The sequence below is a fragment of the Pseudomonas sp. FME51 genome (genome assembly GCF_014897305.1).
The window spans coordinates 1-9,183 of record NZ_JABUYN010000026.1; the positions used below are offsets into that span (position 1 = coordinate 1).

At 43.3% G+C, this 9,183-nt stretch carries 7 protein-coding genes; 2 read left to right on the forward strand and 5 right to left on the reverse strand.

Features of this window, described 5'->3' with window-relative positions; genetic code table 11:
• Positions 1 to 503 precede the first annotated feature (503 nt).
• Positions 504 to 959 carry a conjugal transfer protein TraD gene (locus INT39_RS22055; RefSeq protein ID WP_193017567.1) on the reverse strand — a complete coding sequence of 152 codons (456 nt, stop codon included), beginning with the start codon at positions 957 to 959 and terminating at the stop codon, positions 504 to 506.
• Positions 960 to 1,124: 165 nt separating this feature from the next.
• On the opposite strand from INT39_RS22055, the gene INT39_RS22060 reads away from it, so the two are divergent.
• Together INT39_RS22060 and INT39_RS22065 are read left to right on the forward strand one after the other, a co-directional pair.
• Positions 1,125 to 2,234 carry a MobA/MobL family protein gene (locus tag INT39_RS22060; RefSeq protein ID WP_193017568.1) on the forward strand — a complete coding sequence of 370 codons (1,110 nt, stop codon included), beginning with the start codon at positions 1,125 to 1,127 and terminating at the stop codon, positions 2,232 to 2,234.
• Between the two features lie 12 nt (positions 2,235 to 2,246).
• Positions 2,247 to 2,831, forward strand: coding sequence for a tRNA modification GTPase (locus tag INT39_RS22065; protein WP_193017569.1), 585 nt, complete (start codon positions 2,247 to 2,249; stop codon positions 2,829 to 2,831).
• Between the two features lie 39 nt (positions 2,832 to 2,870).
• Here INT39_RS22065 and INT39_RS22070 read toward each other — a convergent pair whose 3' ends face one another.
• From INT39_RS22070 to INT39_RS22085, 4 genes are all read right to left on the reverse strand, one after another.
• Positions 2,871 to 5,498, reverse strand: a complete 2,628-nt coding sequence (locus INT39_RS22070) for a DEAD/DEAH box helicase family protein (protein WP_193017570.1) — start codon at positions 5,496 to 5,498, stop codon at positions 2,871 to 2,873.
• Between the two features lie 4 nt (positions 5,499 to 5,502).
• Complete coding sequence (locus INT39_RS22075) at positions 5,503 to 7,368, reverse strand: site-specific DNA-methyltransferase (RefSeq protein WP_193076122.1); 1,866 nt, start codon at positions 7,366 to 7,368, stop codon at positions 5,503 to 5,505.
• A gap of 277 nt (positions 7,369 to 7,645) precedes the next feature.
• Entirely contained in the window at positions 7,646 to 7,876 is a 231-nt protein-coding gene (locus INT39_RS22630; protein WP_226894190.1) for a hypothetical protein, read from the reverse strand.
• Between the two features lie 207 nt (positions 7,877 to 8,083).
• On the reverse strand, positions 8,084 to 9,040 hold the full coding sequence (locus INT39_RS22085; RefSeq protein WP_193017566.1) for a replication initiation protein: 957 nt from the start codon (positions 9,038 to 9,040) through the stop codon (positions 8,084 to 8,086).
• Positions 9,041 to 9,183: the final 143 nt, after the last annotated feature.

Genomic DNA, 9,183 nt, shown 5'->3' on the forward strand with positions numbered 1-9,183 from the left:
TGAATATTATGATTTTCGTATCACCTTTGAGGTTTATTTTATGATTTTCATATCACCTTTTATGATTTTCGTATCACCTTTGTGTTTTTTTTATGTTTAAAATCAATGAAATAAAAACGCTAGAATAAAGAAAGAATAAAAGATAAAAAAGAATAGATCCCAGCCCTGTGGATAAATCAGAAAACTGCCGTCGATTTGCAGTAGTTAAAAGGATGTCGCAAACAAGGTTTGCTCCTTTTCAAAACAAACCTAAAACACCTCAGTAGCTCCCTCGCTTTGCTCGGGCAACTCGCTGACCCTTTCTTTTGTCTCCGACCATCCAGCCACTGCGTAGCTGTTTTTCCCGTGTCATTGAGTTCGCTTCGCTCACGGCTCAATCAGGAAAGTGGTTGTATGCGCTTCTGTGCTACGCTTTCAGTATTAGGCGATGAAATCCATTACCGAGCCAGTAAAACCTCTCCACGAACTTCCTGTGGCGTTTTAGAGGGCATTAACACCCTGTTCTAATCTTCCTTTTTCTGATTGAGTAATGCTTGCCCTTTTATTTTCCATTCTGCCCATTTGGGATTCTCACGGGGTAATTCATGCAAGCTGACTAATGCCCCCAGTAGTTTGGCAGGGTCATCTACCGGCTTACCCGTTTGACTGTCCACTAACCCCGCCATAATAAGTAACCCCGCTGATTGATAAAGGGCATGGTCACGCGCTTTACGGGCAGCTTTGGCTTCTGCACGCTTCTCTGCCTGAATAAGATTCATCACCTTCGTGCGGGCTTCCTGGGCTTTTTCTGCTGCACGCTCCGCCTGAATTAACAATGAGAGCGTTTTTATTTCTTGGGCGGTTTTATCCGCTTTATCGTGCAATATCACCAATAAGCGTTGTTGCTCATTCGGTGCTTTTAAACCACGGATATATTGCACTCTGTCTGTGAGCCATTTTGCTTGTTTTTCGTTTTTCATCTTTACCACTCATGCTGTTTTTAGAATGAAATAATTATGCTCATGATTGGCAACTCAGGTCAAATTCCACTACAATCCCTATCATCCTTTTTATTGATAGGGCGCACTTAGACGTTTCTTCACTTTGTTTAGAAACGGTGCGCGCTTGCAGCGGGCGAAAACAGCATGGCATCTTATCATCTCAGCGTTAAAATCGGCGGGAAAGGCAAAGCCGCTTCCCATTCCGATTATATTGCGCGTGAGGGAAAATATGCCCGTGAAAAAGACAATGACCTTGAACATAAGGAATCCGGTAATATGCCCGCGTGGGCAGCGCATAAACCGTCCGAGTTTTGGAAAGCTGCGGACACGTTTGAACGTGCCAACGGCTGTACCTACCGAGAAATTGAAATTGCCCTGCCGCGTGAATTGAAACCTGAACAACGCCTTGAGCTTGTTCGTGATTTTATTCAACAGGAAATTGGCGACCGGCACGTCTATCAATTTGCTATTCATAACCCCAGAGCGGCGATTGAGGGCGGTGAACAACCGCATGCGCATATTATGTTTTCTGAACGGCTTAATGACGGTATCGAGCGTGACCCGCAGCAGTATTTTAAACGGGCGAACAGTAAAGAGCCTGAGCGCGGCGGCGCGAAAAAGGTGCGGTTCGGCGAAACGCCGACAGAACGCAAGGAATACCTTATCGCGCAGCGGGAACGCTGGGCAACATTACAAAATAACCATCTTGAGCGTTATCAGCATCCTGACCGTGTGGATGCGCGTTCCCTGAAAGAACAGGGGCTTGAGCGTGAGCCGGAGCGACATTTTGGCGCGGGACAGGTCAGGAAGTTTGAACCTGAGCAGTTACACGCGGTGATGGAGCGCAGAGAAGCGGAGCGACAGGCTCAGCACTGCCGTGATGAACGCGACAGCGTGATTGATGTGACAACGTCATTACGGGAAGCCCTCGCAGAGCGGGAGAGCGTCACTGAAACTCCTAAATGGGATGTGACGCAAGATGAGGCTCAGGGCAGAACGTTTGATTTTGAAAAAGAGCCTGAAAAACTAACACCATTGGTCAATGATGTCTTGAGTGAGATACAAGAAGAGATTGACCTTCAATCCTTGATTAATGACTCGATGGCAGAGTTTCAGAATATTCATCAGGAACTGGTCAGGCAACAGGAGCGTGAGCGACTGGCTGAGAAGCAACGTCAGCAGGAAAAAGAACGGCAGCGACTCGCCGAGCAGAAACGACAAAAGCCGGATAAAGGCTGGTCATTTTCTCGATAGACAGGATTAAATATGAACGATGAGATTAAAAAAATTGCCGCGCTGATTGGTCATCAGCAAGCACAAGAGAAACGCGTTGCTGCATTGATTGATGAATTTCAGGCGGAATCAGCTAAATTAAGCCGCCAGACAGCACAATTGGCGCAAGTGATTCATGAAATGGACAGTGCTTCCGGTAAGATGACCGACACGGTCAGACAATCGGTGAGTACCGCTTTAACTCAGGTTGAAAAAGAACTCAAACAAACGGGATTGGCGCATCAGAAACCCGCCGTTAATGCACTCAATCAGGTGGTTACAGCAGCTAATGAATCCGTGAGTGCAATGCGACGTGAAATGTCTCGTTATACGTGGAAATCCGCGATTTATATCGCCCTGACAATGGTTGCTGTCATGGGGGGCTGTCTCTGGGGGATGTTTTATTTTATCGACAGTGGCTATGACCGAATTGCAAAAATGCAACGTATGGAAGCGGTCTGGCAGAAAAAAGCCCCGCTGGCTGATATCTCCACGTGTGACGGAAAACCTTGTGTGAAAGTGGATACAAGGCAGTCATATGGTGATAAAAAAGACACATATCTGATTATCAAACAATAAAAAAACGGCGCTGAATACGCCGTTTTCCCGTGCAAGTCGTCAAAGTAGCGAGGTGGTTTCTAGTGGTTCGCCCTCATTTAACCTGTTCTGCATGTCGGTGACGAATGCGTCCATCTGACTGTTAGCAAAGAACTTAATCCCGACCAGTCTGACGTCCTCATTTTCATCAATCACAATGCGTTCACGGTCATTCAGGGTTTCCAACATTCGCTCTTTCCATGCGTCACCCTGCAACCTATCATCCCCTTTCGGCTCAAGGAAAACCTGCCAGTAAGTATTATCCGCATGGCGCGTCAGTATCATGATGAAATCCGGCATAAAACCGCGTACACCGCCGAATTCTGTGAGCTTAAAGCGCGTTGACTGCTCATCGTTACGCAGCACGTAAATATCGTCGTAACGGGCTTTGAGTTTCGGCATAAAGGTTTCCAGCGTTTTTATCAGACGATGCTCTAGCTGATTCAGTATCGCATTGTCATACACGTACCATTTTTTACCGACCGTCTGTGTGGCAGTTATTTTCTGGTTAATGATAACCGACGGGTCAATGTGCAGGCTGTAGTCCTTGATAACATCTTTCACCGGCTGACTGATAAAGCGGTACGTGCCTTTCACTTTCTGGTCATTGCGTCGTATGTTCTCTGCAATACGCAGCAGGACGGTTTCCAGCAGATGCAGTTTGTCTTTTGCCGGTACGGCGGAGAAATCCAGTGACTGCGGCACGGTGACAGTGATGACCAGTTTGCCTAGATAGTCCTTGCTGTTGATAAACTCTCGAATAGTGGTCAGCTTCGGGAAAAAACGTTGCAGGTTATCCAGTGTGTAGAAACGGATTTTCTGCATCGCCTTGCGGTAAAAACGCGCATCCAATACCAGCGGTTCGTCTTTTGTAATGCCCCCCGTTGTTCCTGTCAGGTTGTCCAGCGACTCTTCACCGGCAGTTTGGTACGGTATTTCAAAGCGCGTTTCCAGTGAGTACGTTTCCCAGTTACGGCTGCTGCTCTCGATTTCTTCCACTTCGTTGAAATACAGCTTCCCGGTCTGATACACCGCGGATTTTTTAAAGTCCGCTTTCAGTCTGGCATGCTCAACCGTGCCGCCGCCATCCTGATGCGCGTCAATGTCTGCTTGTTCAAGGGATGCGTGCAGCGTTTTGATATACGCCGGTTCATTGATGGTGTGGTAGTGCAGTTGCTCCAGTACGCTTAACGCTTTTGCGCTGTTATCAAACCGGCGGGTGAAGCTGCGTTTACCGTCATAAACAAACGGGTAGTAACGCGCACCGCGTCCGATAAGCTGGGCTTCGCTGTCCGTGCCAGTTTTGCTGCTGCTCGCCTGCTCACTGATACGGACAATGTCATAGAGATTGAGTACGTCCCAGCCTTCATTGACTTTCGCCACAGCAAAAACGGCTCTTACCGGATTATCGACTTCTTCCAGCGTGTTCAGCAGAACGGGGTTTTCTTCCAGCAGGTCTGATTTGTTGACGTTCAGCAGGTTGAAATCGTTAAAATCTTCCTGAATCTGTCCGGTAACAGTTCCCAAATCGCTGTCGGCATAACGCTGTATCACTTTGTGCCAGATACTGGTGTCAGAGCTGAGTTGTACTTTTTTATTCGCCAGATGGCGTCTGACGCTCTCGGGTGTCAGTGCGGCAATCAGTTGCGAAAATTCATCCTGCTTCGCTTTCGAGATGGCGATTTTATTCGATTTGAACAAAATGACCGGTTTGAAGCCGGTGATATCGTGATCCGCTGCCACCAGTTTACGGTACTGGCTTAACAGTACCGCATCGAGCATCTTGTCAGTGTCGTTCTGGTTCGCTTCCAGTAACATGACTTTTTTCGAGTAACCATCTGACATGAACTGTTTTAAATCATACTGATACACCACTTTGTCACGGTATTTTTGCCCGATGTCTTTATTCGCGAGGTCAATGGTGGCGGTGAACTCGAACAGGCGGTTATCTGGTCGCAGGTCGAGAATGTTCTCAATCGTGCGCTCCCAAGTCTGCTCCTCGTTCTCCGATGAGTTTTTCGCTTTTCCTTTGGCTTTCGTACCGGCGTTGAAGTGATGCGCTTCGTCACCGAGCAGCACTAATGGAATTTCTTTTAAATCCTCGTAGGTGATGCTGTTTTCACGGTAGCTGTTCAGCTCATCGTGCATCTTATGGATGGTCGAGAGCTTGAGGTAAATTGTGTTGCGCTCCGGCGCAGACGGGAACGTCTCCACCGGTGCAATGGTGATTTTTTCCCCGTCGATTTCGACTTCCTGACTGAATAAGTATTTCGGCGACTGCGGGTTAAGCAGGTTCTCACGGGTTTTCTGGATAATCGCGTCGGTATGCACGAAGAAGATAAAGTTCTGATACCCGTACTCTTTAAACAGATAGAGTATCGTGCCCGCCATCACCATCGTTTTCCCGGCACCAGTCGCCATGTGAAACAGCAGGTGACGGTAATGCAGTTGCGCCTCATCCCGTTTACGCTGCGTGTAATGCAGGTAACGCAACGCGCCGTGTTGATACGGGCGCAGGGTATCTTTCAGATTTGCCTGAATATAATCCGGCGTCTCATAATGGTCGTGGAACAGCCCCGGCTCATCAAATTGGTTAAGTTTGTTAAACAGCAGCTTCTCACCGCCGGCGGATTTCGGTTTCTTCGCCATGCTGTTACTCCATCCCGTAGAAGCTGCGGGTAAAGGTTTTGTCACTCTCTGAGATATTCAGGTCACTGTCGTCTATCTCGGAGGCGTTCACATAAAGCTGATTTTTATCGAGGATCTCAATCAGCAGTTGTTTCTGTTCGTGCAACTCCAGTTCACTGAACGCGACTTTACGCGGAATGCCGTCCATCTCGTACTCAGCAGACAGCACGTTTTCCAACGCTACTTGGTAATTGAGGTGTGCTTCTGTTTTCATCACGGCAAAAAGTTTTTCCAGTTCTTCATTGGATTGCGCTTTCTGGATTTCATGTACGAAGTAGGCGTTCAACTCCATCAGCTCTGCATAGACAAAACTGCCGCCTCCCTGCCAGTTAACGTCTTTTGAAATACCACTTTGTTCTCCGGCAATGACTTTTTGCAGACGTGGCACGGTGATCTCATTGATATAATCCATCTGTTCAATGCCGATATAGCGACGTCCCATTTTATGGGCGACTGCTGCACTTGTTCCGCTACCAAGATGAAAGTCTAAGACGATATCATTTTCTTTAGAAGCAAGGCTAATTATCCGTTGCATTAATTTTTCGGTTTTTTGTCCATCAATAAAAGCAATATCAGAAACCCTATTTAAATTTCCAATGTCATGCCAAAAATTATCTATTTGTTTTCCGATCTCTTTTCTTTCTTTAAGATAATATTTTTCTCTTATTGTTTTGTCAGTAATATATAACCTATTGTCGTTTTCCAAAGCCTTTAGTTTTTCTTTGTTCATTCTCCACCCTTTTTCAGGGCAGATCCATTTTTTACCTGTATTATCTATATAATCATAAGTTGTTTGTGGCCCTGGTGAGCTTGTTTTTTGTAAGCTAACAGTGTTGTATTTACCTCTTCCATCAAAATCATCCTTATTATAGGATTTTATGTCAGCAGTACTGAGTTCCGCTGTGTATGGTTCTAATAATGAACTTTCTCTTTTGGAATAAAATAATATTGTATCTGTATTCCATGGCAGCTTACTTTTTACAGTTTTCCCTGCGTAGGTTCTATGCCAATAGATTGAATTCCTGTAATTCTCTTTTCCAAAAATTGAATCGCATAAAATTTTAAGATATGCCGATTCATTATCATCACATTGAATAAAAATAAACCCATCATCAGAAAGTATTTCTTTAGCTACCTGAAGCCTATTTTCCATGAATGTCAGCCATGTTGATCGATTGAATCGATCGTTATATTTAAAACTGTCATTTCCTGTATTATAAGGTGGGTCTATATAAATTAATTTCACTTTTTCTGCGTAAATTTTTTTTATTGAATGTAGTGCAATGAGATTGTTTCCCTTAATTATTAGATTTTCATTATCGTTAAATTGGGTGATATTTTCTTTTACAGCTTCTTTGGTATATCGCTTAGCATTGGTGAATGCTTTGAGTGAAAATAAAGTGTCAATTTCATCACGAGCAATGATTTCATTGTAGTAGATTTCATCCTTCCCCTGTTCTTCTTTGGTCATACCACCTTCAAGCACGCAATCCTTAAAAGGAAAGTCCAGCACTACGTCAGAGCTGTAATCAAGGTATTTACCTTCACTGGTTAATCCCACTTTATTGCGGTATTTAGTGAAGCTGTTTGCCCAGTATTCTTTGTATTTCAGAAGTTTGCACAATTTATCAAAATCAAAAATAAAAATACCGTCAATCTCCGTACTATAAACGGTTTTGATTTTTTCGTTTGCTACCAATGCTTTAATAACGTCCGGTTTTTTATTTTCGATCGCATCAACGACCTTCGAGCGTTGTAATTCGTCACCATTCCAAAATTGAGGGAACGTTTTTAATACGTTGTTCAGTTCTCTGATTAATTTAGTTTGCATGTCATTGCCTTATGACAGATTGAAAAATGAAAAGGATTATAGGGGAAGGTTGACGATACAGAAACAGGCTCATCATTGAACAGTGATAAAGTTGGGAAAAACATGGTTATTTAACATAAAGGTGCTTAAGCGTAATGCGACTTAGGCACTCGACCAATAATTCCACTCAGTCGCTCGAAATTCCTTATATTCCACCCATAAAAATCCCCATTTTTATGTTGGTTATTTGTTATCAAAATGACGATTTGGGGTTCAGCATAAAACTGACACCAAACGGCTATTTTTTCCAGAATTGCCACGGTTTTTTGGCTGGTACTGGTGCAATGGGTTCCGGTGTTGTCGGCAGCTTGGATTCGATTAATAGCATTGCTTGTTTCAGGCTGTCTATATGCTCGTCCTGACGTTGTAATTCTTTATTTTTGTTTTCAAGCAGTTGCTCTAAAAGTGCAATTTTTTGTTGTAACAGTGCAACGGATTGATCTGTTTTAGGTGTTGCATCGTGCTGCATTGCATTGCATCGCTTTGCGACAGTGTTGCATGTGTCGCCGTTAGTGAGCCGAATACACGAATAAGCTCTGATGTATCTACTTTTTTTGTGTTTGTTGCATCAGAAATTTGCGACAGTTTTCCTTGCTTAATATAGCGATGTATTGTTGTTCTGTTTTTTCCAGTTAGTCTGGCTGCCTCTGTAACTGATACCAGTGCCATAGATACCTCAGATCCGTCCGTATTTAGCTAAAATTTTCTCTAGCGTGGCTCGTTGTTTTTGAGTCAGCCATGTAAATGAGCCGTTTAGATCATATTTGCTCTGCATGTCACTCAGAAATTTAGCTTCAAAGCCGGTAAGCTGAATTTTTGCAGTTAAAGCATCATGCAATGTTGTTTTTAGTCCCTCATGAAGACGATTTTCAGGCGTTAAACGGATTGCCTTATCTTCTTTTTTTGATACTGGATCTTTAGCTAGCTCTGTCACAAGGTCAATTTGCTTATCCAGTTCAACTTGAAATATCAGGGTGTCAGCAGGACGACCGCGCTTTTCTATTGCTAACTTCATGTTGCTGTAGGTATTCAAATCTTTACTTACAGGCTTTAGCACGTCTCGGTTAAAGATCTTAAATTCCTTATATTTTTTCTCGATCATCATCATGAATTTAAAATCATTAATGCTAATTTCAACATTTGCTTTGTGAGTTTTACGTTGAGTTAATTCTTTGAGTATCCATTCGTAAACACGCATGGAATATTTATTTTCAAAGGCTTTGACGTGTTCCAGATTGTATTTTATGAATTTTTTCAACTGAAACAAATAAGGCAATATATCTTCACTAAAAACCAAAGATAAGGATTGTGTTTCTCTGTCAAACTCAGCGTAATTTACCCACTGGAATATGCGCTTAGATATCCTTCCAGTTGGATAGATTATTTCTACGGTTCTTGTCATTAACTCACTAGTCGCTTTATTTAAGCGGTGATATGCATTATCTGGTGATAAGCCCATCATCTTTGCATATTGCTGATAAGTGAAAGACACTGTTCTATCTGCTCTCGACGGGGTATCTAACGTTGGATTTAATAGAGCAACGCAACATAATATCAATTTAGTTTCATGCTCTGTTAGGTCATAGCGACTAACTGCCAATTCATTTGCTTTGAACACAACAAGCTCAGACATCAACACCTCGGTTATATTGGAAAAATTAATATCACCAATCATAAAGGTGATATTAATTTATAATCAATCACTTTTTTGTTTTTTTTTGTGAATATTATGATTTTCGTATCACCTTTGAGGTTTATTTTATGATTTTCATATCA